The sequence below is a fragment of the Actinophytocola sp. genome, assembly GCF_036002505.1.
Classification (GTDB): Bacteria; Actinomycetota; Actinomycetes; order Mycobacteriales; family Pseudonocardiaceae; genus DASYTH01.
In genome coordinates, this window is record NZ_DASYTH010000485.1 from 1 (window position 1) to 26,314 (window position 26,314).

The 26,314-nt window shown below is 69.8% G+C and carries 22 protein-coding genes; 18 read left to right on the forward strand and 4 right to left on the reverse strand.

Annotated features, from left to right (window positions below; genetic code table 11):
• On the reverse strand, positions 1-1,022 hold a 1,022-nt coding region (locus VGR06_RS42550; protein ID WP_327564950.1), incomplete at its 3' end, for a sugar ABC transporter substrate-binding protein.
• A 173-nt stretch (positions 1,023-1,195) separates the two neighbouring features.
• Between VGR06_RS42550 and VGR06_RS42555 the strand changes: the two genes are divergently transcribed.
• Together VGR06_RS42555 and VGR06_RS42560 are read left to right on the forward strand one after the other, a co-directional pair.
• Positions 1,196-2,194, forward strand: a complete 999-nt coding sequence (locus VGR06_RS42555) for a LacI family DNA-binding transcriptional regulator (protein WP_327564971.1) — start codon at positions 1,196-1,198, stop codon at positions 2,192-2,194.
• Between the two features lie 161 nt (positions 2,195-2,355).
• Positions 2,356-2,805, forward strand: a complete 450-nt coding sequence (locus tag VGR06_RS42560; protein ID WP_327564951.1) for a helix-turn-helix transcriptional regulator — start codon at positions 2,356-2,358, stop codon at positions 2,803-2,805.
• A gap of 70 nt (positions 2,806-2,875) precedes the next feature.
• Here the strand turns inward: VGR06_RS42560 and VGR06_RS42565 are convergent, their stop codons facing one another.
• Positions 2,876-3,688, reverse strand: coding sequence for an SAM-dependent methyltransferase (locus tag VGR06_RS42565; protein WP_327564952.1), 813 nt, complete (start codon positions 3,686-3,688; stop codon positions 2,876-2,878).
• 164 nt (positions 3,689-3,852) lie between these two features.
• Between VGR06_RS42565 and VGR06_RS42570 the strand changes: the two genes are divergently transcribed.
• From VGR06_RS42570 to VGR06_RS42620, 11 genes are all read left to right on the forward strand, one after another.
• On the forward strand, positions 3,853-4,671 hold the full coding sequence (locus VGR06_RS42570; protein WP_327564953.1) for a p-hydroxycinnamoyl CoA hydratase/lyase: 819 nt from the start codon (positions 3,853-3,855) through the stop codon (positions 4,669-4,671).
• On the forward strand, positions 4,671-6,215 hold the full coding sequence (locus tag VGR06_RS42575) for an AMP-binding protein (RefSeq protein ID WP_327564954.1): 1,545 nt from the start codon (positions 4,671-4,673) through the stop codon (positions 6,213-6,215). The genes VGR06_RS42570 and VGR06_RS42575 overlap by 1 nt, the downstream gene beginning before the upstream one ends.
• A gap of 26 nt (positions 6,216-6,241) precedes the next feature.
• On the forward strand, positions 6,242-6,949 hold the full coding sequence (locus VGR06_RS42580) for a DUF899 domain-containing protein (protein ID WP_327564955.1): 708 nt from the start codon (positions 6,242-6,244) through the stop codon (positions 6,947-6,949).
• 85 nt (positions 6,950-7,034) lie between these two features.
• Positions 7,035-7,781: an SDR family oxidoreductase gene (locus VGR06_RS42585; RefSeq protein ID WP_327564956.1), complete on the forward strand. Its 747-nt coding sequence runs from the start codon at positions 7,035-7,037 to the stop codon at positions 7,779-7,781.
• A 3-nt stretch (positions 7,782-7,784) separates the two neighbouring features.
• Positions 7,785-8,873, forward strand: a complete 1,089-nt coding sequence (locus VGR06_RS42590; protein WP_327564957.1) for a carboxymuconolactone decarboxylase family protein — start codon at positions 7,785-7,787, stop codon at positions 8,871-8,873.
• A gap of 366 nt (positions 8,874-9,239) precedes the next feature.
• Positions 9,240-9,521: a metal-sensitive transcriptional regulator gene (locus tag VGR06_RS42595; RefSeq protein ID WP_327564958.1), complete on the forward strand. Its 282-nt coding sequence runs from the start codon at positions 9,240-9,242 to the stop codon at positions 9,519-9,521.
• A 38-nt stretch (positions 9,522-9,559) separates the two neighbouring features.
• Complete coding sequence (locus tag VGR06_RS42600) at positions 9,560-10,255, forward strand: helix-turn-helix domain-containing protein (RefSeq protein ID WP_327564959.1); 696 nt, start codon at positions 9,560-9,562, stop codon at positions 10,253-10,255.
• Positions 10,256-10,259: 4 nt separating this feature from the next.
• Positions 10,260-10,871, forward strand: a complete 612-nt coding sequence (locus VGR06_RS42605) for a class I SAM-dependent methyltransferase (RefSeq protein WP_327564960.1) — start codon at positions 10,260-10,262, stop codon at positions 10,869-10,871.
• 232 nt (positions 10,872-11,103) lie between these two features.
• Positions 11,104-11,469 (forward strand): hypothetical protein, encoded by a 366-nt coding sequence (locus VGR06_RS42610; protein ID WP_327564961.1) that lies wholly within the window; start codon positions 11,104-11,106, stop codon positions 11,467-11,469.
• Positions 11,470-11,512: 43 nt separating this feature from the next.
• On the forward strand, positions 11,513-13,720 hold the full coding sequence (gene secD / locus VGR06_RS42615) for a protein translocase subunit SecD (protein WP_327564962.1): 2,208 nt from the start codon (positions 11,513-11,515) through the stop codon (positions 13,718-13,720).
• Positions 13,721-13,762: 42 nt separating this feature from the next.
• The gene (locus tag VGR06_RS42620) at positions 13,763-14,365 is read left to right on the forward strand and encodes a 2OG-Fe(II) oxygenase (RefSeq protein ID WP_327564963.1); all 603 of its coding nucleotides are present in this window, start codon (positions 13,763-13,765) and stop codon (positions 14,363-14,365) included.
• Between the two features lie 357 nt (positions 14,366-14,722).
• Here the strand turns inward: VGR06_RS42620 and VGR06_RS42625 are convergent, their stop codons facing one another.
• Positions 14,723-15,052: a methyltransferase domain-containing protein gene (locus VGR06_RS42625; protein WP_327564964.1), complete on the reverse strand. Its 330-nt coding sequence runs from the start codon at positions 15,050-15,052 to the stop codon at positions 14,723-14,725.
• A gap of 398 nt (positions 15,053-15,450) precedes the next feature.
• On the opposite strand from VGR06_RS42625, the gene VGR06_RS42630 reads away from it, so the two are divergent.
• From VGR06_RS42630 to VGR06_RS42650, 5 genes are all read left to right on the forward strand, one after another.
• The gene (locus VGR06_RS42630) at positions 15,451-15,756 is read left to right on the forward strand and encodes a DUF6235 family protein (RefSeq protein ID WP_327564965.1); all 306 of its coding nucleotides are present in this window, start codon (positions 15,451-15,453) and stop codon (positions 15,754-15,756) included.
• A 136-nt stretch (positions 15,757-15,892) separates the two neighbouring features.
• A complete protein-coding gene (locus VGR06_RS42635) occupies positions 15,893-17,347 on the forward strand; it encodes a glycoside hydrolase (RefSeq protein WP_327564966.1) in 1,455 nt (484 codons plus the stop codon).
• 324 nt (positions 17,348-17,671) lie between these two features.
• Positions 17,672-19,393, forward strand: a complete 1,722-nt coding sequence (locus tag VGR06_RS42640) for a hypothetical protein (protein ID WP_327564967.1) — start codon at positions 17,672-17,674, stop codon at positions 19,391-19,393.
• A gap of 7 nt (positions 19,394-19,400) precedes the next feature.
• A complete protein-coding gene (locus VGR06_RS42645) occupies positions 19,401-19,952 on the forward strand; it encodes a hypothetical protein (protein ID WP_327564968.1) in 552 nt (183 codons plus the stop codon).
• A gap of 192 nt (positions 19,953-20,144) precedes the next feature.
• On the forward strand, positions 20,145-21,071 hold the full coding sequence (locus VGR06_RS42650; protein WP_327564969.1) for an aldo/keto reductase: 927 nt from the start codon (positions 20,145-20,147) through the stop codon (positions 21,069-21,071).
• A gap of 397 nt (positions 21,072-21,468) precedes the next feature.
• Here the strand turns inward: VGR06_RS42650 and VGR06_RS42655 are convergent.
• On the reverse strand, positions 21,469-26,314 hold a 4,846-nt coding region (locus VGR06_RS42655), incomplete at its 5' end, for a beta-ketoacyl synthase N-terminal-like domain-containing protein (protein WP_327564970.1).

The following is a 26,314-nucleotide window of genomic DNA, read 5'->3' on the forward strand; positions in this document are numbered from 1 at the left end:
GTGTCCTTCGACTCGACCCCGTCGACCGGCTTGTCGGTGATCAGCGTGACCCCGGTGTCGACGAAGTCCTTGCCGGCCGTCGGCTCGGGCTTGGCGTCGGACTTGGCGAACTCGGAGATCGCCTCGACGCCCATCTCGGCCATCTTGAGCGGGTACTGCTGCGACGTCGCGCCGATGATGCCCTTCTTGACGTTCTCCACGCCCGGGCAGCCGCCGTCGACGGACACGATCGTGACGTCCTTCTCCTTGCCGGCGGCCTTCAACGCGGTGTAGGCGCCGAGCGCGGCCGGCTCGTTGATCGTGTAGAGCAGGTTGATGTCGGGCGCCTTCTGCAGGCAGTTCTCCATCGCGGTCTGCCCCTTGGCCTGGTCGCCCTGGGTGTCGTTGCTGCACACCACGTTCGGCGCGCCCACCTGCGCCGTGGCGTTGGCGTCCACGGTGGCGGCCCCGAAGCCGGACAGGAAACCGTTGTGCCGCAACACACCCACCGTGATCCCGGGCGCGAGGTCCAGGGTGGCGATCTTGGCCGGCGTGCTGCCCAGCGTCGCTTTGGCGTACTTTCCGATCAGCACGCCCGCGTCGAAGTTGTTCGTGGCAAACAGCGCGTCGACCGCGCTCTGCGGATCGGTCGGCGTGTCCAGCGCGATCACCAGCACGCTCTTGTCGCGGGCCTTCTTGATCGCCGGGACGATCGCCTTGGTGTCGCTCGGGGTGATCAGGATGCCCTTGGCGCCGGCGGCGACCATGTTCTCGATCGCGGTGACCTGGCTGGCGTTGTCGCCGTCGAACTTCCCCGCCGCGGTCATCAGCTTCATGCCCTTGGCGTCGGCCTCCTTCTGCGCGCCCTCCTTCATCTTCACGAAGAACGGGTTGGTCTCGGTCTTGGTGATCAGGCCGACGGTCACCTGGCCACCCCCGGACCCGGAGCCGCCGGAGCTCGCATCACCGCACCCGGCCACCAGCAGCACGACCGCGGCCGCGGCGGCGACCACCCGGACACCTCGGGACATCTGGTTGCTCATCGACCCCTCCTTGGGTCAGTCCGGCGCGTGTTAACCGACGATGACGGTAGACAGTAAGCGCTGGTAGCCGGTCACGCAAGCGTTTGCGCGAACGATTGCGCTACTGTTGCCGTCCGCTGTGTTTCTTTTGGCTCGATGGCGTAGCGCCAGTTAAGGGGGTGGCCGTGGCCACGATGTCCGACGTCGCCCGGCTCGCCGGCGTGTCCGTGTCCACGGTCTCGCACGTGCTCAACGAGACCCGCCCGGTCAACCCGGAGACCGTCGCCCGGGTGCACGACGCGATCCGCACGCTCGGCTACTCGCGCAACACCATCGCCCGCGCCCTCGTCCGGTCCAGCACGAACTCCCTCGGCCTGTGCATCTCGATCATCACCAACCCGTACTTCAACGAGCTGGTGCACGCGATCGAGGGCGAGGCCGGCCGGTACGGGCACACCCTGCTGCTCGGCGACACCCTCGACGACGCCGAGCACGAGCTGCGCATCGTCCGGGCGCTGCACGAACGCCGGGTGGACGGGATGATCATCGCCCCGTCCGCCGGCGCGGCCGTCCATGGACTGCCGCACCTGACCGCGGCCGGCGTGCCGACCGTCCTCATCGACCGGTTCGTCCCCGCCGGCCTCGACCAGGTCGGCGTGGAGAACACCGAGGCCACCGCGGCCCTGGTCGGGCACCTGGCCGAGCACGGCCACCGGCGGATCGGCATGATCAGCGGCGCGGTCGGGCTGTCCACGTCGGCGGAACGGGTCTCCGGCTACCGGGTCGGCCTGCTCCGCGCCGGCCTCGACCAGGACCCGGCGCTCGAGGTCTGCGGCACCTCCCAGGTCGAGCCGGCCCGGGCCGCGGTGGAGCGCCTGCTCGCCCTCCCCGACCCGCCCACCGCAATCATCATCGGCAACAACCTGATGACCCTCGGCGCGCTCCGCGGACTACGCGACGCCGGCCGGCACGTGCCCGGCGACGTCGCCCTCGCCGCGTTCGACGACTTCCCCTGGGCCGACCTGGTCTCCCCCCCGCTGACCACGATCGCCCAACCCGTCTACCAGATCGGCGTGGAAGCCGTCCGTCTCCTCCTCGAACGGATCACCCAACCGGACCGCCGCCCGGTCACGATCCGCCTGGAGCCACAGCTCGTTCTCCGCCAGTCCTGTGGCTGCCCACCGCCCGGCTGAGGGGTGCGATGTATGCCCTGAAGGCGTCCTTCGGGGCATTGAGCGTCCCGAAGGACGCCTTCAGGACACCACCCCGACTATGACCTTCTCGCCGAGGACAAGCCCCCGGTCGACGGGCCGGGGCGGCAAGGCCAGGTACCACTCGGCAGAGGTGGTGCGTCATGGTTGGTGACTCTGTGCCGTTCGGTGATCGGTTGAAGCGTCACCGTGAGCGACTCGGTATGTCCCGACCTGTGCTCGGGGGTCTGGTCGGTAAGTCTGCCGACTGGGTAAAGGCCGTCGAAACAGGCAGACTGTTGACTCCGCGGCTTCCAATGCTCCTGCGCCTGGCTGAAGTCCTCCAGGTGGGCGGCGGCAACGGCGACGACACCCTCTACGGCGAGGCCGGCAACGACGCCAACTACGGCGAAACCTTCCTCGGATCGCTACTCGGCCTGTTCGACAACGGCAACGACCACATCTACGGCGGCCCCGGCGACGACGACCTCGACGGCCAGGAAGGCAACGACACCCTGCTCGACACCCAGGGCAGCGACACCATGACCGGCGGCGTCGGCACCGACAACATCAACGTGCAAGACGGCCTCGGCGGCGACACCACCGGCTGCTAACCCCGCACACGGCGGTTTCGGCGGGGCCCGCTGTGAACCGACCCGCGCGGGGTCGGTTCACAGGCCCCGTTTATCGCACTCCGGGCTTGCGGCCGACGCCGGCGTAGATCACTTCCGGCTCGGGGGCGGGCCGGATGGCCAGCTCCGGTCGCCAGTGCGTGGTCCAGACCAGGCCCGGCTCGACGAGCTCGGTGCCGGTCAGGAACGCCTCGATCTGCTCGCGGGTGCGGACCGCGGCCGGGGTGCTGCTCTGGTCGTACATCCGCCGGACCGTCCGGTACCGCTCCTGCCCGGTGTCCGCGCCGTGGGAGAGCACCAGGAAGCTGCCCGGCGCCATGGCCTCGACGTACCGCGCCACCGCGGCGTGCGGGCCGGCCTCGTCCGGCACGAAGTGCAGCACCGCGGCCAGGATCACGGCCACCGGCCGGCTGAAGTCGATCAGCTGCCGCACCGGCTCGGAGCCGAGCACGGTGTCGACGTCCAGCAGATCCGCCAGCACCACGCCGGTGTTCTCGTCGTGCTCGAGCATCAGCTCGCTGTGCGCGACGGCGATCGGCTCGTTGTCGACGTAGACGACGCGGCACCCGGGCGCCCCCCGCTGGGCGATCTCGTGCACGTTGCCGACCGTGGGGATTCCCGAACCGAGGTCGAGAAACTGCCGAACCCCCTGCTCGACGCAGAACCGCACGGCGCGGCCGAGGAACGCCCGATTGTGCCGGAGTATCGCTTCCGACTCCGGCGCGGTCTCGAGCAGCTTGTGCGCGAATCTCCGGTCGACCTCGAAGTTGCACGCGCCGCCCAGGAGGTAGTCGTACACCCGCGCCGCGTTCGGCCGCTGGAGGTCGATGTCCGCGGGCACCCACTCCGGCAGTTCCGTCGACACGACCGACGACCCTACTCTCCCAGGCCGTTTCCCGGGCGGCCAGCCCACGCGGCCAATCCGGCACGCTGAAAGAAGCCCCGCGGATGTGGATCATGAGATGCTTCGGGTCAAGCGTCAATAGCTGTGTGCGTGTACGTCGTCTAGAGGAAAAGAAGGCCAATAACATGATCACGTTCGAAACGGTGAACGTCGAGATCGACGGGCCGACGGCCACGATTTATTTCAACCGGCCGGACAAGAAGAACGCGATGAGCCCGCAGCTGCACCAGGACATGCACAAGGCCCTGGACGCGATCGAGGACGACGGGAACGTCAAGGCGGTCGTGATTACCGGTGTCGGTGACAGCTTCAGCGCCGGAATGGACCTGGAAGAGTGCTTCCTGCGGCCGTACAACGACCCGATGCTGTTCTACACGACGAACCTGGTGGCCCTGAAGTGGTTCCAGCGGCTCAAGGCGTTCCCGGCCGTGACCATCGCCAAGGTCAACGGTTACGCGTTCGGCGGCGGGTTCGAGGTGACCGGCCTGTGCGACCTCGCGGTGGCCGCTGAGCACGTCAAGTTCGGCCTCTCCGAGATCAACTTCGGGATCTTCCCGGCCGGTGGCGCGTCCTGGGCGGCGACCCACAACCTGCAGCGCAAGCAGGCCCTCTACTACATCCTCACCGGCGACACCATGACCGGTAAGCAGGCCGAGGAGTTCGGGTTCGTCAACAAGGCCGTGCCGGCGGAGGAGCTGGACGCGGTGACCGACAAGATCGTCAGCAAGATCGTCAACAAGAACCCGGTCACCCTGCGGCTGGCCAAGGAGGTCTACGAGCGCACCACGCACCTGGACCTGCCCGAGGCCATCGACTACGACCAGGCGAAGCTGTGGGAGCTGGCCCGGCTGACCAGCAACGAGTGGATCAACGTCGCGCTCAAGCAGTTCGAGAAGCGCAGCTTCCGGCCGGGTGTCGAGACGTACAAGCGGGACGTGGCCTGATGATTTTCAGCGGCCCGAGCGTCGAGATCCCCGGGACCTCGCTGACGTCCTTCGTGCTGCGGCACGCGGAGCGGTACGGCGCGGCGGTGGCGACCGTCGACCTCAACGGCAACAACGCGTACACCTACGCGGAGCTCGCCGCCGCGGTGCGCCGCGCCGCCGCCGGCCTCGCCGCCCGCGGTTTCGGCAAGGGTGACGTGCTGGCCATGCTCGCGCCGAACGTGCCCGAGTTCCCGATCGCCTTCCACGCCGCCGCCCTGGCCGGCGGCACGGTGGTCGTGCTCAACCCGCTGGACACAGTGGACGATCTGGCCGCTCGGCTCAACGAGGCCAAAGCACGGCTGATCGTGACCGTGCCGGCCGAGGTGGGCAAGGCGACGGAGCTGACCGCCCGGACGAGCGTCGAGGAGATCTTCGTGCTCGGCGAGGCGGACGGCGCGACGCCGTTCTCCACGCTGTACACCGACGGCCCGGTGCCCGACCCGACCGTCGATCCGGCCGACGACGTGGTGACGCTGCTCCATTCCAGCGGCAGCACGGGTTTCCCCAAGGGCGTGATGCACACGCACCGCAGCATGATCGCGAAGGCGTTCCTCACCAGCCTCGTCATCCCCACCGGCGAGGAGGGCGACAAGGCGCTGGCCGTGCCGCCGTTCCACCACGCCTTCGGTCTGTCGATGATGATGAACGCCAGCCTGTTCCAGGGCGTGACGCTGGTGACCATGCCGCGGTTCGAGCCCGAGGCGTTCCTGAAAGCCGTGCAGGAGCACCGCATCACCCGCCTGTACATCGTGCCGACGATCGCCGTCCTGCTGGCGAAGAGCCCGCTGGTCGACAAGTACGACGTCTCGTCGCTGAAGTCCATTGTGTCCGGTGGCGCCACGCTCGACCCGCGGATCGCCCGCGCGGTCCGCGAGCGCATCGGTTGCGACATCAGCCAGGGCTACGGCCTCACCGAGGCGATGGTGTCGTTCATGCAGTCCGGCAACCCGGACAAGCCGGCCTCGGTCGGCGTGGCCGCGCCCGGGGTGGACGTGAAGATCGTCGACGTGAGCATCGGCGCGGAGCTGGAACCCAACCAGAACGGCGAGATCCTGCTCCGCGGCCCGCAGGTGATGAAGGGGTACCTGAACGCCGAGGAGGCCACCCGGGACGTGCTGGAGCCGGACGGTTTCCTGCACACCGGCGACCTCGGCTACGTCGACGACGAGGGCGAGCTGTTCATCGTCGACCGGATCAAGGAGCTGATCAAGTACAACGGCCAGCAGGTGTCTCCGGTGGAGCTGGAGGCGGTCCTCCTGACGCACCCGAAGATCGCCGACGGCGCGGTGATCGGGGTGCCGGACGAGCAGGCCAGCGAGGTTCCGAAAGCCTTCGTGGTCGCGAGGGAGCCGGTCACGGCCGAGGAGATCATGGCCTTCGTCGCCGAACGCGTGGCGCCGTACAAGAAGATCCGGCAGGTCGAGTTCATCGACCAGATTCCCAAGACTCCGATCGGCAAGATCGAACGTCGCAGCCTGAAGGAGCGGCACCGCGCCGCGTGAGCATCGCACAGCCCTGAGGAGATTCCATGAGTTTTCCGAAAGTCGTCTCCCGAGAAGAATGGTTGGAGGCGCGGTTGGAGCTGCTGGAGCGGGAGAAGGAAGTCACCAAGGCGCGCGACGAGATCCACGCGGCGCGCCAGGCGCTGCCGGCCGTCAAGATAGAAAAGGACTACCGGTTCACCGCGGATGACGGCAGCGAGTTGACGTTGCTCGACCTGTTCGACGGGCGCCGCCAGCTCATCGTCCGGCATTTCATGTGGGCTCCGGGGAACACGGTGGGCTGCCCCGGTTGCTCCATGCAGACCGACAGCATCGGCGCGCTCGAGCACATCTGGGCGCGGGACACCTCGCTCGTCCTGGTCTCCCGGGCCGAGGTGCACGAGTTCCAGGCGTTCAAGAAGCGGATGGGGTGGACCATTCCGTGGCACTCCTCGTTCGGCAGCGACTTCAACTACGACTTCGAGGTCTCCTCGGACAAGGGTGAGTCGCCCGGCGTCAGCGCGTTCATCCGCAACGACGACGGCGAGGTGTTCCACACCTACTCGGTCTACGACCGCGGCGGCGAGATCTTCAAGAACTTCTACAACTACCTGGACATCACCCACCTGGGCCGGCAGGAAGCCCAGCTCGAGCACCCGTGGGACTGGTGGCGCATCAAGGACGAGTACGACAAAGAGGATGCGCACGTGGCCGGCGACAACCACTGGAACGGCACGAGGTTCAAGAAGTCCTGACCTTGTTCCCACAGCCGCCCGCCGCCCAGCCACCCTGGTCGGCGGGCGCGACCGGGTGAGCAACGAAAATGCCTTGGAGAGCATCATGAGCGACCTGTCCGGCCGGACCACGATCGTCGTCGGCGCCAGCCGCGGCCTGGGCCGCGGAATCGCCACGGCCCTGGCCGAAGCCGGCGCCCCGGTGATCGCCGTATCCCGCACCGCCGCCGCTTTCCCGGAAATCGGCAACGGCTCCGGCAGCATCCAGCCCGAGATCGCCGACGCCGGCGAGGCCACCGTGCCCGCCACGCTCATCGACCGCTACGAGCCGCGGAACATCATCCTGGTGGCCGGTGCCACGCCGCACATGCGGCCGCTGCGGCAGCACACGTGGGAGACGTTCTCGGTCAACTGGCACACCGACGTCCGCATCACGTTCCACTGGCTGCGCGAGATCCTCCTCACCTCGCTGCGTCCCGGCAGCCGGGTCGTCGTGTTCAGCAGCGGCGCCGCCATCGCCGGCTCCCCGCTCAGCGGCGGCTACGCCGGCACCAACGCCACCCAGAAGATCATCACCTGCTACGCCCAGGGCGAGGCCGACCAGCTCGGCCTGGACATCACGTTCACCACGATCCTGCCCCGCATGTCCCCCGACACCGAGCTGGGCCGCTCCGCCGCCCATGCCTACGCGTCCGCCGCCGGCATGTCCATCGAGGACTTCCTCAAGCAGTTCGGCCCCACCCTCACGCCCGAGATCGCCGGCAACGCGGTGGCCGACCTGGTCCGGGCGGAAGCCGGCACCGTGGCCCCCGCCTACCTGCTCACCGGCGCCGGCCTCAAGAAACTGGCCTGACCCATGCTGGGATCACTGGTACGGACCGGCCTGCGCGGGCTCTCCACGGTGCAGGTCCGGCACGTTCGCGCGGTGGCGTATGGAGCGGCCGACGAGTACGTGGGCCGGATCTACCGGGAGCTCGAGCGGGACTTCGGCGTGCTCGCGCCGCCGATCGCGCTGCACGCGTCCTCCCCCGACGTGCTGGCGGCCGCCTGGATGATGCTGCGGGAGACCTACCTGGTCCCCGGGCCGGTGCCGCGCGCGCAGCTGGAGGCCGTCTCCACCGCGGTCTCCGAGGGCAACGAGTGCCCGTTCTGCATCACGATGCACTCCTCGATGCTGGACAACCTGGTGGGCTACCGGGACGGCGAGATCCCGGACCCGGCGGCGCGCGCGGCCGCGGACTGGGCCACGGCGAACGGCTCACCCGACACCGGAGCCGGCCACCCGGTGCCGTTCCCGGTCGAGCACGCCCCGGAGATGGTCGGCACGGCGGTCGTCCTGCAGTACCTCAACCGCATGGTCAACATCTTCCTGGGCGAGCGGCCGATGCCCCCGAAGGCGCCGGCCGTCGCGCTCGGCGTGGTGCGCCGGGTCCTGGTCTGGCTGATCAAGCTGGCCGAGGCCCGGGGCCCGCAGCCGGGCGCCTCGCTCGACCTGCTGCCCGACGCGCCGCTGCCGGTGGATCTGCGCTGGGCCGCCGGAAACCCCGCGATCGCCGGGGCGTACGCGCGGGGTGCCGCCGCGATCGAAGCGGCGGGCCGGCGCTCGGTACCGGACGAGGTGCGGGAGCTGGTATTGACTCGTCTGTCTACTTGGGATGGACGGCCGGTCGGGCCGAGCCGTGCCTGGGTGGAGGAGGCGGTCAGCGTGCTTCCCGCCGAGGTGCGCGCAGCGGGGCGGCTGGCATTGCTCACGGCGCTCGCCTCGTACCAGATCGACCAGGGGCTGCTGGACCGCTTCCGCGCCGAGCACCCGGACGACCGCGCGCTGATCGACCTGACCTCCTGGGCCAGCCTCGCCGCGGCGCGCCGCATCGGCAGCTGGATGAAGATCCGCCCGGCGGTTCCCGGCACCGACACCGCCCCGCCCACCGCACAGTCCGCGTGACGGTGCTCGGCTGCTCGCCAAGTCCATTCTGTCCTTGCGGGTGATGCCGCCAAGCAGGATCAACGGAAGGTCCGCGCGCCCGGAACCGCCGGGCGCGGTCGAGCAGGTAAGCCTGTGTCCCGCCCGACCTGCCACCGGAACCACAGCGCAACGCCGGGGACCCAGACCGTCCATGCCGCAGCCGACACCGCAACGACTGCCGGTGCCCTCTGATCACAATGCCCGGCGCTACGTTACCCCTTGTAACGAGAGATTCGACGGACCGGGATACGGCACCAAGCAAGAAGGCGCCCAGCCCTCAACCTTGAACCCTATACCCCTACCGGGTACAAAGGAGACAGAGCATATATCGACAGGAGCACCAGCATGCGCGGCTACACCGAGGACAAGGACGGCTACCAGCGCCGCCTGCGCCGGATCGAGGGCCAGATCCGCGGCCTCCAGCGGATGATCGACAACGACGAGTACTGCATCGACATCCTCACCCAGATCTCGGCCGCGACCAAGGCCCTCCAGTCGGTGTCCATCGCGCTGCTCGACGAGCACCTCCGACACTGTGTCACCGACGCTGTCAACGCCGGCGGCACGAACGCCGAGGACAAGATCACCGAAGCCAGCGCCGCAATCGCCCGTCTGGTCCGGTCCTGACACTTGACTGACCTGGTCGGTCAGTTATTCTGACGCGTGTGGCTCGACGTCGTCCTGCTGAGCGGTTCGGCCAGCTTCTGGCGGCCGCGATCCGGATCTTCATCGTTGAGGGGTACGGGCGCACGCAGATGCAGGACGTCGCGGACGTGCTGGGGGTGGCGAAGGGAACGGTGTACGGCTACGTGGAGAGCAAGGCCGCGCTGCTGGGGGCCGCGCTGCGGTTTGCCGACGGTGTCGAACCCCTCCCGGCCGCCGGCGAGCTGCCCGTCCGGACCCCGGCGCCGGGCGAGCTCGCCGCGCTGGTGGCCGAGCGGCTGCACCGGGAGGCCACCCAGCTTCGGCTGGTGCGGGCGCTGTCCGAGCCGGCTACCGGGCCCGATGCCGACGAGCTGTCCGAGATCGTCGTCGATCTGTACCGGCGGCTCGCGCGGCACCGGGTGAGCATCAAGCTGGTGGACCGCTGTGCCGCGGAGCTGCCCGAGCTGGCCGAGGTGTGGTTCGGGCAGGGCCGGGCGGGTCAGGTCGCGGCGCTCACCGAGTACCTGCGGCGGCGGAATCTGCGCCTGCCCGGGCCGGCGCCGCTGATCGCCCGCACGATCGTGGAGACGTGCGTGCTCTGGGCGGTGCACCTGCACTGGGACCCCGCCGGTGACCAGCCCCCGGCCGATCCGGACACGGTCGCCGCCACCCTCGCCGGACTGATCACTCACGGCCTGGTGCCGAGAAAGGGATGACCCGATGACCCCGGAACACCTGCGCGCCAAGTGGGACAAGTACGCGCCGCGGTACGACCGCGACATCGGTTTCTTCGAGCGGGTGCAGTTCGGCGGCGGGCGGGAATGGGTCTGCTCGCGGGCGCACGGCGAGGTGCTCGATGTCGCGGTGGGCACCGGACGGAACCTGCCGTTCTACCCGGAATCGGTGCGGTTGAGCGGAATCGACCTCAGCCCGGCCATGCTGGACATCGCCCGGGCCCGGGCGGCCGAGCTGGGGCGGGAGATCGACCTGCGCGAGGGGGACGCCCAGGCACTGCCCTTTCCGGACGCCTCCTTCGACACGGTGGTGTGCACGCTCGGTCTGTGCGGCTTTCCCGACGAGCGCGCGGCGATCACCGAGATGCACCGGGTGCTGCGGCCGGGCGGCACCCTGCTGCTGCTCGACCACATCGGCAGCCACCACAAGCTGATCCATCTCGGCCAGCGGCTCCTCGAGAAGCTGACCGTGCGGATGCTCGGGGACTACCAGACCCGCCGGCCCCTCCCCCTCGTGGAGCAGGCCGGTTTCGTGATCCAGGAACAGCAACGGCTCAAGGCGGGCATGGTGGAGCGGCTGGCCGCGACCAGGCCCTGAACGCCAGCCCGAGCGCCCGTCGCGTTTCGGTGTGTTGGCCTCTGGCGTCGTCATGTTGGCTTGTGGCGTCGCCATGTTGGTCGCATGCGCGGTGGGGTCGCCGCCAGATCCGCCCGGCGTCGCTGTCACCGACCAACACAGCCACGCCAGAAGCCAACACAGCAACGTGGCGCGCCAACAGAGCGGCGTGAGACGCCAACATGGTCACGAAGTGCCGCGTAGGGTGCTGGTGATGGCATCGACCGGCGTGGCGCGACGGCTGGGGCGGCTGGCCCTGCTCGCGCTGCTGGCCGCCCTGCTCGGGGTGCCGGTTCTCCTTCCGGTGCACGATGTCGCGGCCGCACCGGATTCGGCCGACACGGTGGGTGTCGCGCGAATTGACGGTATGGCGCCGTCCCGGGCGGTCGGGCGGCCCGTCGCCGAGCCTTCGTTGGTGTGCGTGGCGGAACTGCCGGCCGGCGCCGTTCCCGGCGGAACCCCGGCGGTAACGCTGGCCCGGCTGGGCGAGGTGCCCGCCGGCGAGATCACCACGCGGTATATGGCGCGTCGCGGCGCCGTGGGGATGCGGGCTCCTCCGCACCGGCAAGTGGATCTCTAACTCGTTTCCTTGCCATTCCCCACATTCTGAAGGAGTCATTGCCGTGCCGCGGAAAACCGCCGCGCGGCGAGGCCTGCTCGGGCGCGCCCTGGTGTCGCTCGCCGTCCTCGCCGCATCCGTCTACCTGTTGCTGACCGTCGCCCCGCGCCTGGGTCTGGACCTGCGCGGCGGCACCCAAATCGTGCTCGAGACCCACGACTCACCCACCGTCACGGCGGACGCGGCGGCCACCGACCGCACCGTGGAGGCGGTGCGCCGGCGGGTCGACGCGCTGGGCGTGGGCGAGCCGCTGCTGGCCCGCTCCGGCGAGAACCGGATCATCGTGGAGCTGCCCGGGGTGCAGGATCCCCGCGAGGCCATCGAGGTGATCGGCCGCACCGCGCAACTCAGCTTCCACCCCGTCGTGGCCGCCGAGGGCCGGACCCTGCCCGGCGAGTCCGGCCGGCAGCTGCCCATCGGCCCAGCCGCGCTCGCCGGCGACGGGGTGACCGACGCCCGCCCCGCCACCAACCCGCAGGCCGGGCCGGGCTGGACGGTGGCCGTCGAGTTCACCAGCTCGGCCGCCCGCTCGTGGGAGCGACTCACCGCACAGGCGGCGTGCGCCGCACCCGGGGATCCGTTGCGGCGCATCGCGATCGTGCTCGATGACAAGATCATCTCCTCGCCCCAGGTGGAACCGGAGACGCGCTGCGGGGTCGGGATGATCGGCGACCGGATGCAGATCACCGGCCAGTTCACTCAGGCCGAGGCCCGGGAGCTGGCGCTGCTGATCAACGCGGGCGCGCTGCCGGTGCCGGTGGACATCGTCGAGCAGCGCACCGTCGGCCCGACGCTGGGCGCCGCCGCGATCGAGGACAGCGCGCGGGCCGCGGTGATCGGGGTCGCGCTCACCGCGCTGTTCCTCATGGTCGTGTACTGGCTGGCCGGGGCGATCGCGGTGCTCGCCCTGCTCGGCTACGCGGCGGTGTCCTACGCGGCACTGCTGGCCATCGGCGCCACGCTGACCCTGCCCGGGCTCGCCGGGTTCGTGCTCGCCATCGGCATGGCCGTGGACGCCACGGTGCTGGTGTTCGAACGGACCCGGGAAGAACGCCGGTTGCGGCTGGATCGCGCGCTGGACAAGGGTTACCGCGGCGCGCTGTCGGCGATCGTGGATTCCAACATCACCACGCTGCTCGCCGCCGGGCTGCTGTTCTGGCTGGCGTCCGGCCCGGTCCGCGGCTTCGGCGTCACGCTGACCGTCGGCGTGCTGGCCGCCCTGTTCACCACGCTCGTGCTCACCCGGGTGCTGCTGCACCTGGCCGCCCGCGCCGGGTTGGGCGCGCACCCGGCGCCGAGCGGCCTCACCCACGAGGGCCGGGTGCGGCGCTGGGTCAACCGGCGCGACCCCGACTTCCTGGCCCGCCCGCGCCGCTGGCTGACCGGCGCGGTCGTGGCCGTGCTGGTCGCCCTCACCGGCCTGGTGATCGTCGGCCCGAACCTGGGCGTCGAGTTCACCGGCGGCCGGATCCTCGAGTACACCGTCCCGGCCGGCGCCGACCCCGGGCAGGTGCGCACGGCCGTCGCGGACGCCGGGTTCCCGCGCGCCATCGTCCAGTCCTCCGGGGACACCGCCGTCACCGTCCGCACCGAGCCCCTCGACCAGCCGGCCGCCGAACGGATCCGAACCGCCGTCGCGGGCACCACCGGCGCCGCCACCGTGCTGCGCGACGAGCAGATCGGCCCCAGCCTCGGCGCCGAGCTGCGCACCAACGCGCTGATCGCCCTCGGCGTCGCCGTGGTCGCCCAGCTGGCCTACCTCGCGATCCGGTTCGACTGGCGCCTCGGCCTCGCCACCGTCGTCGCGCTGGCCCAGGACGTGCTCCTGGTCCTCGGCATTTTCACCTGGCTCGGCAAAACGATGGACGGCGTGTTCCTGGCCGCCCTGCTCACGGTGATCGGCTATTCCGTCAACGACACCGTCGTCGTGTTCGACCGCGTCCGCGAACTGCGCGCCCGCCGCCCGGGCAACCCGCTCCCCCGAACGGTCGGCACCGCGATACTGCAAACGCTCCCGCGCACCATCAACACCGGTATCGGCGTCCTGTTCGTCCTCACCGCCCTGCTCGTACTGGGTGACGGTTCCCTGGCTGATTTCGCCCTGGCCATGCTCCTCGGTCTGGTCGTCGGCACCACCACCTCCACCATCACCACCGCCGGCCCGGTCGCGATCATTCTCAACGACCGCCACACCGGCGCCGGTGCACGGTAATATCGGATCCGGTCGTATATTTCACCGGGAAAGGACGTTCAATTGTCCGCACAGCCGCCGCCCGGAATCCTGCGAGAGAAGGGGTTCTGCGTACTCGACGACTACCTGTCCGAAGACGAGTGCCGCAGGATGGCGAACGCCGTTCACGACTATCTGTCCGGTCATGACGTGCCGAAAGTCGAACGCCCGCCGGTGGACGGAATCCCACTGAAGCGGGCCGTGATAACCGGTGATCAGATACGCGACGCCATGCCGGACATCTGGGATTACCAGTCCCGCCTGCTGCCCCTCGTCTCCACGCTCGCGGACGAGCAACTCGAACCCTGGAGCGACGAGAAAGTCGTCGTGAACGTGAACATCTACGGCGCCGGCGACTCACATCAACCGCACTACGACCGCTGCCCGTTCACCGCGCTGATGTACCCTGCCGTCGCCAGCGAGGGCGGCGCCCTGGAACTCACCTATGCGAACCAGACCGAAACCCTGACCCCCGGGCAAGGCGCCCTGGTGGTCATCGCCGGAGACCGGGTCCTGCACGCCGTGCACCCCATCACCAGCGGGACGCGGATGAGCGTTCCCGTCGCTTTCGGCGTACGGGGCGGGGAATACGAGGACGGCAAGACCCTCAACGAGTACATCTACTAGGGATGGCGGCGGAAACGTCGGCGATCAACCGTCCGGGGTCGTCGCCCCAGTGCGAGGCGACGACCAGGTCGCGGGCCGGATCAACCCACAGCAGGTGCCGCCCGCTGTTGCCCCGGGCGCACCGGCCGAGCCCGAGACCCTCACCGCGCTGGACGACCTGATCGCCCGCGATTTCAGTGCGGCACCAGGATCACGGCGCACCGGGCCGGGCGATGTAGGTCGTGCCGGCGGCGTTGCGGGGACCCGTGAACGTGGACGCCGCCGGGGATATCAGGAACCTCAGCGCAGAACCAGGAGGTCGAGCCAATTGGTTCTGGGGCCCGGGCTGTGCGGCTTCCAGGTCGGGGATGTGGTGGATCACGAGGGACAGCCAGGCGCCGTCCGCCGAGCCGTCCGGAGCGGGAGGGCGCTGACGTCGCCCCCCAGCACCTGGATGCCCGGCCGGCGCGGAATCTGGGCCCGCATCGCCGCCGACGGGTCGACCGCGAGGATGCTGAGGCCGAACCAGTCGCTGAAGGCGGCGGCGAACGCGCCGGTCCCCGCGCCGATGTCGGCCACGGTCATCCCGGGCATCGGGTTGAGGTGACGTCGGATCGCGTCACGCCAGTGCCCGAGCCCGTCTCGCGGAACCTCACGGACCGCCTTGAACGCTGCCGCGGTCTGGTCGTCGCAGGTGATCCGGGCCATGTCGCGCCTCCTGACTGACTCTGATGTTCGGCGTGTTGGCCCCTGACGTTGCCATGTTGGCCCGTGGCATCGCTGCGTTGGCTTGGGGCGTCGTCGTGTTGGCCGAAGGTGGGTCGGGGTTGCCGTCAGCGGTGTCCGGTGGCGTCGTCACCAGCCAACACACCTACGTCAGACGCCAACACAGCGACGTGGTGCGCCAACATGGCCACGCGAGACGCCAACATGGTGGCGAGCTTGTGATCGTCGGCCTTACACGTCGCATAGGGGCCTGGGCATCTTATTTAGTGCTCTATTCGTTCGGGGAACGAGCACGATAGAAGAAGCCATAAGGTTGCGTGAAGAAACCAACTGGGTTTACTCTATTAGTAGCTTCAAAAAACCAACTACCGGAGGCGAGAATGTTGAACGGCGACACGAACCTCAAGCTGGACAGCGGTCTGCAGCAGCTCGAGGAATGGGCCGACAACGCTCGCCAGGCCCAGAAGAACCAGGTCTACAAGGCACTCTTCGCGATCACCGACGGAACTGTCGGTCGCAACTATGGCGTGCTGGCCGACAAGGAGGACCCCAATGCGCACTTCGTCCTGGTCCGGGAGGACCTGGTCATCAAGGTCAACTACCCGGACCGCGGCAGCTTCGGGATCTCCTACATCGGGCCGCTGGAGGGCGCACCCGGCATCAGCCTGGCCTTCCAGGCGCTCTGAGACCCGGTCCTGGTCGCGCTCCGGCGGATCGTGGCGCCGGCCGGTGTCCTGACGTACCATCGCCTTCAGGGGAGGAAAGCGGTTTCCCGTATCTCTTCGTACCCTGCGCGGAGGAGCGATGGAGCCCCGATCCTTCATGGTGAAGCGGCGAACGGTGCTGGTCGCGGGCGGTGCAGCCGTGGCCGGCACCGCACTTGTAGCCGGCCCGGCCCGGGCGGACGTGACCGTGGCGGTCGATCCGGGCGCGGATTTCGGACGTTGGGAGGGCTGGGGCACCTCGTTGGCCTGGTGGGCCACCGTGTTCGGGGACCGGGACGACCTCGCGGACCTGTGGTTCACCACCAGGACCGTGACCTATCAAGGCACCCCGCTGCCCGGGCTCGGGTTGACCATCGCCCGCTACAACCTGGGCGCGTGCAGCTTCAACACGGTGCAGGGCCAGCGGATGGTCGCGTCGCCCAACATCCCGCGGTTCAAGCAGATCGAGGGTTACTGGCAGGACTGGTCCAATGAGGACCCGAACTCGGCGGCGTGGAACTGGTCGGCCGACGCCCGGCAGCGCGCGGCGCTGGTGAAGGCCACCCAGCGCGGCGCGATCAGCGAGCTGTTCGCCAACTCGCCGATGTGGTGGATGTGCCTCAACCACAACCCGTCCGGCGCGGCGGACGGCGGCAACAACCTCCAGTCGTGGAACTACCGGCAGCACGCCACGCACCTCGCCTCGGTGGCGCAGCGGGCCCGGACGAGTTGGGGCGTCACGTTCCGCAGTGTGGACGCGTTCAACGAACCGTCGGCGAGTTGGTGGCGGGCCGACGGCACGCAGGAGGGCTGCCACATCGATCCCGCCATCCAGCGCACGATCCTGGCGCACCTGCGCAACGAGCTGAACCTGCGCGGCCTGACCGGCACCCTCGTCTCGGCCTCCGACGAGACCAACTACGACGTCGGCCGGGCCACCTGGACCAGCTTCGACCCGGCCACCCGCGCCCTGGTCAACCAGTTCAACGTGCACGGCTACCAGGGCTCCGGCGGGCGTCGCGACCTGCTGTACAACGACGTCCACGCGGCCGGCAAGATCCTGTGGAACTCGGAGACCGGCGACAACGACGGCACCGGCCTTTCGTTGGCGCGCAACATCTTGCTGGACTTCCGCTGGCTGCACCCGACGGCCTGGGTGTTCTGGCAGGTGATGGACCCCAACCCGAACTGGGCGCTGATCAGCTACGACCCGAACACGCTGCAGGCCGGCGCGGTGCGGACCAAGCTCTTCGTCCTCGCCCAGTTCACCCGGCACATCCGCCCGGGCATGCGGATCCTCGGCACCGGCGGCGACATCGCGGTCGCGGCCTACGACCCGGCCGCGCGCCGGCTGGTTCTGGTCGCGGCCAACACCGGTGCGGCACAGACGATCACGTTCGACCTGTCCCGGTTCGCCACCGTGCCCAGCACGACGGTTCCCCGGTGGACCACCGTGCCCGCCGGCACCGACCGCTACACCCAGCGCACCGACGTCCGTCCCAACGCCAAGCTGCTCCCGGTCCCGTTCCCGGCCGGCTCGGTCCAAACTGTTCAGATTGACGGGATCAGCTGACGCAGTTCACGACTACGCCAACGCGCGACACGGCTGCACAGATCGCGGACAAGAACCACTACGGCGCCGAGTTCGCAGGACGTGATCTTCGCGGGGGCAGTTTCCGTTGCCCGGATGGGCAGAATTGCCGAGCGTATGTTACGGCCGCGTCGCCGGTGTCGGATGCTGGGTCGACCTCAGTCGTCGACGGGAGGGCTTGGCCCGTTGTCACGTCCGGTTTTCGAGACTGCCGGTCCGGATACCCGTTCGGTCCGGCGGCAGCGCTGCTCGCAACCGCCGGCCAACTCGCTGGCCCAGCTTCAGCGCTCCGCAGGAAATCGCGCCGTGCAACGGCTTCTGGCCGGAGGCGGGTCGCCGGCGGTGCAGCGCCAGCAGGCCGGGCAGGTGCTGGAGGAATGCCGGGTGAATGGCTCCGGCGCCTACGTCGTGCCGGGAACCCCGGTCGAGAAGGTGAACCGCGCGATCGCGGCCGGCCACTTCCGGGACGCGTTCTGCCTGCTGAACGGGCTGTGGATGGTGCACTTGCTCGAAGTCCTCGACGCCATCGGTCCCGGCCAGCGCAACACGCTCCGCGCGAACTGGAGCGCCACGGCCGGTTACGGGTCGAGCCGGCTCTCGGTGGCGTTCACGGCCATCAACCGCGGTGACATGTGCCGGGTACGCTTCCCCGCCGATCTCCCGCCGGCCCAGCAGGTGGAGATCAAGACCTATCTGCGGGCGCACCGGCCGGTGCCGGCCCTCGCCTACACCTGGCAGGTTCCGGGCATCCGCGAACTCGTGGAAGGGCCGGTGACCTGGCAGGACGCGGTGCTGACCGTGCGCGCGTGGCTGATGGTGCTGGATCCCGCTCAACAGCAGCTGGCTGTGCGGGACCTGGAGGGCGCGCGCCTTGCCTACAACGCGGCGGGCCGCGGGGAATGCGCCGAGGTGCTCAACCAGGTCCGGTACGCGCTGTTCGCCTCGGATGTCTCCGGTGCGGCACCGATGTCCGGAACGCACGTGCCAGACGCCGCCGAGCAGGAGCGCATCAAGCAGGTTCTCACCCCACCCCGGCAGCTTGGCCTCGGCGGCCGGCCGCCGGACTTCCACCGCCGGCCGCCCGGCACCCCCGCGGACTACGAGACCAGGGTGCGGACCAGGGTCGACCAGATGATCAACGAACTGCACGCGCACTACGGCGCCCCGCGAAGCACCGCGGCGCACCGCGACCCGGCACGGGTCGACCCGATGTCCCGGTTCCTGGAGATCGCCAACGCCGCCAAGGCCGAGGCGGACCACGTCTTCGGCGGCTACGCATCCGGACCGGCGTTCACCACGGGGAACCTCAAGGACTGGTGGGAGGACGCCGAGCAGGCGCTCTCCCACATGACACCGGAACAACAGAAGACCAGGATGCAGGGGTGGCTGAAACACCTCATGGTCTCCGACCAGACGCTGGCGGACATCAACCGGGTCCACGGCGCCATTCCGAGCCGCACGCAGGTGAGCCCGGGGGAGCGCGAAGCGGAGGCGACGATTCTGGACCGCATCCGGACAACCATCACCAACGACGCGACGAAACTGCGGCGGCTGATGGATATCTACCGGGGCTGGGATGGAATGCAGCGGCCGGGCACTGTCTACTTGCAGCGGTTCCGCGCGTCGAACGCCCTCGAGCAGCGGCGCCAGTATTGGGACATGTTCCAGGTGTCCATTCACGAGTACATGCACAGTCTCATGCACCCGGCGTACCGGACCTATGCGATGAGCTTTGCCGGTGCGGAGTCCGAGCAGTACAACACCCTCGTCGAGGGCGTGGCGTGCCTCCTCGCGGAGACGGTGTGGCCGCGGGTGCAACCACGGGTCACCGACCCGGCATTGCGGGCCAGGGTCGAGAGCGCCGCCTACGCCGCGCTCCCGTTCGACCCGAACACCGTGCCCGAACCGCGCTTCCGTCGCTATCCGGCGCACGATCAGGCGATGCGGCTGGCCGACGTCACCGGCATCCGAAACCTGTACGCGGCGTTCTTCCGTGGTCAGACTCAGCTGATCCGCGCCGCGCCGTAGGCAGTCGATGAGCTCACCAGTCGCTCCCCTCCTGCGCGCCCTGTCCGACCGGCGCTACGAGGCACTCGGCCCGCTGCCCGCCGGCTGCCGGGTGGGCGACCTGACCGCGACACCCGGCCCGCTCCCCGACACCCTCGGCCGAGGCTGGCTGGGCGCAGGCCCCTGCGACTTCCTCGCCATCCCCCTGACCGGCTTCGCCGACGGCATCCGCATCTGGTTCGACGCCCCGCCTTTCGGGCCTACCACCACCGAGGCCGCCCCCGTCCGGATGCTCGACGCCGCTTACCCACCCCCAGGCCGGTTGAGCATGCCCGCCCTGCTCGACGCCCTCGGCCCGCCGGACACCCACCTCGACCTCGACCTCGACGGCCTCACTCTCACCGGCGGCTGCCACCTTTGGCTCCGCCGCGGCCTGGCGCTCCACATCAATCCGGGCAACGTCCACCTGCTCCGAATCACGATCTTCGCCCCCACCGACCTGTCCAGCTACCAGCACAACCTCGACCTCGACACCCACCTGCGGCCATTTCCCCATCGCCACGAGGATCCCTTCCCCTGACCGGCCGGCTGTCCCGAACACGGTGAGCCTTCCATCCCGACCTTGGTAGGTGCGCCTGGCTAGCCAGTGGCGCCAGGTGTGGACCCGTCGCGGTGTGGGCCGCCGGTTTGACCTGGAGTGCGGTCCAGGCGGCAGACTGCTGGGCTATGAGGGTGTTGGGTCGTAGTGGTATCGAAGTGAGCGCGATCGGGTTTGGGGGCGTGGGCGATCGGGGGGCCGTTCAGCGCGCGCGGCCGGGAGGCGGGGTGGGGCGAGGTCGATGACGACGAGTCGGTCGCCGCGGTGCGCCAGGCGCTCGACCTCGGTGTCACGCTGATCGACACGGCGGACACGTATGGCGCGGGGCACAGCGAGCGGGTGCTCCGGCGTGCGCTGGCCGGTCGCCGGGATGAGGTGGTGATCGCCACGAAGTTCGGCAACACCTTCGACGAGGCGACGCGCACACGGATCGGAACGGACACCTCCGCCGGCTACATCCGCGCGGCCTGCCAGGCGTCCCTGGATCGGCTCGGCACCGACCGGATCGACCTGTACCAATTGCATTGTGACGCGGAGCCGGAGCAGGTCGACGACATCCTGGCCACCCTTGAGTCGCTTGTGGACAGTGGGCTGATCCGCGGCTACGGGTGGAGCACCGACGATCCGGGCAAGACCGCCGCGTTCGCCGCCGGCCCGCACTGCGCGGCCACCCAGCACGTGCTCAACGTGTTCGAGGACGCCCCGGACATGCTGGCCGTCTGCGACAAGCACGATCTGGCCAGCATCAACCGGGCTCCGCTGGCGATGGGCCTGCTCGGCGGAAAGTACGGCCGGGACTCCCAGCTGGCGGCCCGGGACGTGCGGGGCACGGGCGGGCAGACATGGGTCGCGTACTTCCAGGATGGGCGCCCGTCGCCGGAGTTTCTGCGCCGCCTCGACGCCATCCGGGACGTCCTGACCGGTGCCGGTCGCACGCTCGCCCAGGGTGCGCTGGGCTGGATCCTGGCCCGCAGCCCGCGCACGGTCCCGATCCCCGGCATCCGCACCCCGGCCCAGGCCAAGGACAATGCCGGCGCGCTGGCCGCCGGCCCACTGACACCGGCCCAACTCGCCGAGATCGACCGGCTGCTCGAGCGCTAACCCGAAGTTGCTGTGACTCTGCGTAGATCTTCGGTGGTTCACCTGCGAAAACGTGTCGATCAAGCCGGTTGCTGTAGCCAGAAGCAATGGTGCTGCTGGCTACAGCAACGCGCCTGCTCGTCGGCTGTGGGCCGAGCGTGACAAACGCGTCCTTCCTCACGCCCAGGGTGACCAAGGACGCTTTCCTCGCGCCGCTGGAGATCGCCTGCCCAGCTCAGGCCTGATGCGCAAACAGTTGATCATTCACAACTTCGGCCTAACGAGTGTTTCGAAGTGCTGACCGGCGGTGCACCATCCCGCATCGAGGCCGGACCGGTGCGCCGCACGTGCCGCTTCCAGGGAAAGCGACGTCACGTTGCTTCCCCGCCGTGCCCGCACCGCGGCTTCGAAACACGCGCTAACGCCGGTCGGTGACCACCCGCATGCCGAACTTTTCCAGGCAGTAGAGGCGGCGGCCGTCGACCCAGAGCCAGGCGGTGGCGAAGGCGGTTGTGCCGCGGATCTCGAGGACATCCAGCTCGATGGTGATCAGGCGGTCGGTCGGGACGATCTGGCCGCGGTAGGTCCATGTCAGCGGCTCGTTCAGGGCGACCGGTTCGAACCGGGGATCGGGCAGGCCGGCGCCGACTCCGCGGTCGATCATGTACCACCGCAGGAGCTGGCACATTGCTTCGACGCCAAGGGAACCGGGCATCACCGGGTCCTGGAAGAAATGGGCCTTGAAGAACCAGGCGCCGGGATCGACGTCCTTCTCGGCGCGCACCCGGCCGAGGCCCGCTGTGCCACCGTCGGGCCAGTAGCCGGTGATCCGGTCGATCATCCGCAGCATCGGACCCGCGAGGTGCGGCCTCCGGTCGGCGTCCGGCACTGGGCCCGGCTCGGCCAGTTGGGCACGTTCGGCGGGTGTGGGCGGCAGGCCGGGTTGCTCAGCGAAGGCCGTTGTCGAGAAGTAGCCGAAAACGGTGGTGCCGGCGAGCAACGGCGCGCCGTCCGCGGAGCACTCGATCGCGAACGTTTCGATGATCATCCCGTTGATGTGGGACACCGCCGTGAGTTCCGCCCGGGTGCGGACGATTCCGGTCCGCGGCCGGACTTCCCGAAATATCCGCACGTCGCCGTCGAGGTTGCGGAACAGCAGCTCCGTGTCGATCTGCACGGGGCTGCCCACGTAACAGCCCAGCCAGCCGCACGGCTGCAGGGCGATCTCCATCAGGATCGCCACCGGCATGGTGGCGCTGGCATTGTCCGCGAAGTACCACGCCTCGCCCGGAACGTCGTACTCCGCGTCCACAGTGGACCCGGCGGCCATGCCCTGATACGGGCCGGCTACCGCGGTGATTCGGCTCATGAAGTGGTAGGGCGGCCCGGGTAGCCGCGGTCCCCGCCGGGGTCCGGTGAAGGGCGCGGCCATCGGTCCCAGTCCGTCGGTAGGCCGCCCCCAGGCGCAGGCCAGCAGCGACGCGTAGCCCATGCGGAGGCCCGCGACCTCGGCGACGGGTCTCGTCTCGACGTGGCCGGCCAGGCCGCCGAGTTGGTGGAGCGGCACGGGATCCGCGGTGCGCTGGATGGTCGGCGGGCCGAGGAGCTTCCAGTGTTCGAGGGGCCAGTCGGGAACCAGACGTACCGCGCAGTCCGCGACGTGCAGTGCCTTGACGCCGTCGACGGTGACCAGCACGTCGGCGATCACGGTGGGGATCGGCCCGGCCGTCACGGCGGACACGAAGACCTCGTACACCAACGAGCGGCTGCCCGGGATGGCCTGGCCCCGGCAGCGCATCCGCGAGGTGCGCCCCGGCACCGGCTCGAAGCGCCAGCCGTCGCGGCCGACCGTGAACCCGCACGCGGCCAGGTAGAACGACACGGCTTGCAGGCAGCCTTCGGACATGAGGGTGCCGGGCATGCACGGGTCGTTGTGGAAGTGCCCGTCGAAGAACCAGTCACCGGGGCTGATCGCCGTGTCGGCGCGCAGGTAGCCGCGACCCCGGGGACCGCCGGTCGGGTCGAAGGCGGTGACCTCGTCGAGCAGGCGCAGGCGCCCGGAGCCGGTCCGCGGGCTGCGCACATCGGCGCGCGTAACCTCCCAGCCCGGGCCGAAGCACGCGTCGGGCCGGCCCTCGGTGAAGGCGAGAACCGCTGCGGCGTCGAAGGAATCGGCGCTGCACCGCACCGCGGGTGGATCGATCGGCGCATCCGGCGGTGGGGTGCTGTCGGCGGGATCCCACAGCACGCCACCGGTGTTCGCCAGCTCCTCGTCGGAGAAGAAGCCGGCCTGGCCGTGCCGCACGGTCAGCACGAGCTCGCCGGCGCTGCGGCAGTCGTACTCGAAGAAGAAGAGCCGGACCGGGCCGTGCGCGACGTGCCCGACGACGCGGATCTCGTAGTCGAGCCTCGTCCCGGGCGCGGGCGGGCTGGTGTGGAAGGTGACCTCACTGCCCAGCAGGCGGTAGACGCGCTCGCCGCGGTTGTGCAGGTCGGCGCCCAGCCAGCTGATCAGCAGCAGGTCCGCCTGGCCCGCCTCGACGAGCAGCCCGGCGGGCATCCGGCCGGTGGCGTCGAGATACCAGGCGCCGGCGGTGACCCCGGTCTCGGTCCAGATCGTGCCGGTTCCCATGGAGCCGGCGGTGGCGTCGATGCCGGTGACCCGGTCGGCCAGCAGCAACGGCGGGCCGGGCATCCGGGTCTGCCGGACGTAGTTATCCTGAGCTGTGAACATCGGGCCGAACAGGTCGGAGATTCGCCCAACCGCAAGGTGTTCGAGCTGTGCACGGTCAAATTTCGGACCCGGTCGCTGACGCACGGGTGCGGGCGCGGGAGGGGTGAGTGAGCGGACAGCCGCGGCGCGCATAGCGAGGAACTGGTTGTGGGCTTCGCCTTGAATGGTGAGAAATTGGTTGTGCGCGGCGGTGATCAGCTCCCGCCACGTCACCGCGGGCCCGCGAGCCGGCGCCGATCCGTTGGCGGGCAACGGCATGGGTGCCAGATCGGGCGCGCGTTCCATCACCTCGTATTCGGCGGTGTCCACTCGCGGTGCCGGCAGCCGGGCGGGGACGCTGACGGTGGCACCCTTCGGGACGGCGCACCGGGTCGCGAAGAACCGGGTCAACGCGTCGGTACGAACCTCGACACCCGCGGCGGCCAGCTCGGCGACCACAGTGGACAGTGAGCTCAACCCGTTGGCTCCCGGCGCGTCCAGAGCGACCGCCAGATGCTCGCGGTCGCCGAGGATTCGGCGGATCCAGCCGGTGCACTGGGCGCCGGGTCCGTGCTCGATGAACACCCGGACGCCGTCCTGCCAGGCGCGCTCGATCACGGCGGGGAAGTTGACGGGCGAGATGGCCTGCTCGGTGAGCGCGTCGGCCACCGACTCCTCGGTCGGGTGGTACCACTCTCCCGTGGCGCCGCGGTAGAACCGGATGCCTGGCACGGCATTCGTGGGGCGGCGGTGCAGGGCGTGCCAGCGGTCCCGGACCTCGGCGACCTCCGGAGCGTGTGCCACGAGGTCGTAGTTGATCGTGACGCTGGCACCCGGGTCGAGCCGCGAAACCACGGCCTGGCAGGCATTCCGCTCACCCGCGATGACGCAGGTGCCGGGGGCGCAGACGGCCGTCAGATGGACGGCGGGCTCGTCCTTGATCAGCGCGCGAACCTCGTCCGGATCGGCGGAGAGCACGATGCCGGCCCAGCGATCGCCCGTGATACCGCGCCGCGCCCAGTACCGCCGCACGGCACGAAGTTCGCCGCCGAGCTCGTGCGTGAACAACTCGCTGGCCCGCGCGTCGGCGGCCAGCGCGGGCACGTCGGTCCAGACGCCCAGGGCCACCAGGGCGGCCGACTCCCCGGAGGAGTAGCCGATGGCCGCGTGCGGCTCGATGCCCAGCACCTCGCGGCTGATCCGGGTGTGCAGCCGCGCCAGGTAGCCCACCCCGAGGATCTGGTCGAGGGCATCCCTCGGCCGCCCGTCGCTGCGGTACACCCAGTCGACCAGGTCCGAACCGTCCATTCCGGACAGTGGGGCGAAGGCGAGCATGAGATCGGCGCCCATGCCGGCGTAGGCGGCCGAACCCTTGGTGTAGACGAAAGCCGTCTGCCCGCCGAGCGGCGTTTCGCGCTGGGCCACGTGCACCTCGGGTGGTGGCGCAGGCGACCACGGCTCGGCGTCCGCGGCGCGCAGCCGAATCCGGTGCGGCGGTGCGTCGAGCACGGCGGTGGCGACGTCGGCGGTGCCGATACCCGGCCGGGGCTCCGCACGTTGCCCGGCCCGGGGAGCGGCGCGATGGCGCAGGGCGAGGGCCGCGGCCGCTACACCCAGCAGGCCCCGGGCGGCGTGGGGTGCCCCGAAGAGCTCGACCGGATCGACGTCGCCGCCCTCGCCGACGACCAGGTCCGCAGGGGTGCGGGCCGGCGCCGGATCGACGAGGGCGATCACCCGGTCACCGTCGGCGCGGGCGTCGGTGAGCCGCTTGAGCACCACGACGACGGCCGCGTCCGCGGGGGTCCCGGACAGGCCGAGCTCGTCCGCCGCCGCGCGGTGCACCGGCTCGTCGGACAGGTCGACCGCGCCGACCACGGCGGCGTCGATCTCCTTGGCGCGCAACGCCCGGACGGCCAGTTCCAGGGCGACCGACCCGGACGCCTCCTCGGCGCAGACGGCGAAGGCCGGGCCGGTCAGGTCGAGCTGGACGCCGATGCGGTTGGCGGTGATGTTGGCCATGCTGCCCAGGACACGCGCCGCGGTCAGTGGCGGGCAGATTCCCTCCCCGGCACCGGCGAGCCGTTGCCTGGCATGGATCCTGGCGGTCTCCGGATCGGTCCCCATTCCGATCAGCACCGCGGTGCGCTCCGGCGGCAGCCGCACGCCCGCCGTGGCTTCGCGCGCCACTTCCAGTATGAGGACCTGCTGCCCCAGCGTCTCTGCCAGATCGCGCGGCGGGAACCGCAGCCCGGTCAGGGAAACCTCGATGTCCTGCTGGGTCTCCCGGCGCGCCTGCCCGGTCAGCAACGCGTCCCGGAACCCGTCGATGCTGGTCTCGACCGAGACGAGGGCGACAAAGGCGTCCTTTGTCGCACTGGACGTGACAAGGGACGCCTTTGTCGCACGGCTGCCGTCGAAGGCCTCGACGATGAGATGGGCGTTGCAGCCGCCGAACCCGAAGGCGCTGAGCGCCGCGCGACGGCTGCCCGGCCACGGCTCGTTGGCCGTCAGCAGCCGCAGCGGGCCGGCGGACAGCTCGCCGATCGGGTCC

What these genes read in the sequence shown, in the direction of transcription:
- VGR06_RS42625 (WP_327564964.1), bottom strand. Translation starts at nt 15,052, where the DNA reads ATGGCCCGGATCACCTGCGACGACCAGACCGCGGCAGCGTTCAAGGCG.
- VGR06_RS42605 (WP_327564960.1), top strand. Translation starts at nt 10,260, where the DNA reads ATGACCCCGGAACACCTGCGCGCCAAGTGGGACAAGTACGCGCCGCGG.
- VGR06_RS42570 (WP_327564953.1), top strand. Translation starts at nt 3,853, where the DNA reads ATGATCACGTTCGAAACGGTGAACGTCGAGATCGACGGGCCGACGGCC.
- VGR06_RS42630 (WP_327564965.1), top strand. Translation starts at nt 15,451, where the DNA reads ATGTTGAACGGCGACACGAACCTCAAGCTGGACAGCGGTCTGCAGCAG.
- VGR06_RS42560 (WP_327564951.1), top strand. Translation starts at nt 2,356, where the DNA reads ATGGTTGGTGACTCTGTGCCGTTCGGTGATCGGTTGAAGCGTCACCGT.
- VGR06_RS42595 (WP_327564958.1), top strand. Translation starts at nt 9,240, where the DNA reads ATGCGCGGCTACACCGAGGACAAGGACGGCTACCAGCGCCGCCTGCGC.
- VGR06_RS42635 (WP_327564966.1), top strand. Translation starts at nt 15,893, where the DNA reads ATGGTGAAGCGGCGAACGGTGCTGGTCGCGGGCGGTGCAGCCGTGGCC.
- VGR06_RS42610 (WP_327564961.1), top strand. Translation starts at nt 11,104, where the DNA reads ATGGCATCGACCGGCGTGGCGCGACGGCTGGGGCGGCTGGCCCTGCTC.
- VGR06_RS42590 (WP_327564957.1), top strand. Translation starts at nt 7,785, where the DNA reads ATGCTGGGATCACTGGTACGGACCGGCCTGCGCGGGCTCTCCACGGTG.
- VGR06_RS42645 (WP_327564968.1), top strand. Translation starts at nt 19,401, where the DNA reads ATGAGCTCACCAGTCGCTCCCCTCCTGCGCGCCCTGTCCGACCGGCGC.
- VGR06_RS42555 (WP_327564971.1), top strand. Translation starts at nt 1,196, where the DNA reads ATGTCCGACGTCGCCCGGCTCGCCGGCGTGTCCGTGTCCACGGTCTCG.
- VGR06_RS42575 (WP_327564954.1), top strand. Translation starts at nt 4,671, where the DNA reads ATGATTTTCAGCGGCCCGAGCGTCGAGATCCCCGGGACCTCGCTGACG.
- VGR06_RS42580 (WP_327564955.1), top strand. Translation starts at nt 6,242, where the DNA reads ATGAGTTTTCCGAAAGTCGTCTCCCGAGAAGAATGGTTGGAGGCGCGG.
- VGR06_RS42585 (WP_327564956.1), top strand. Translation starts at nt 7,035, where the DNA reads ATGAGCGACCTGTCCGGCCGGACCACGATCGTCGTCGGCGCCAGCCGC.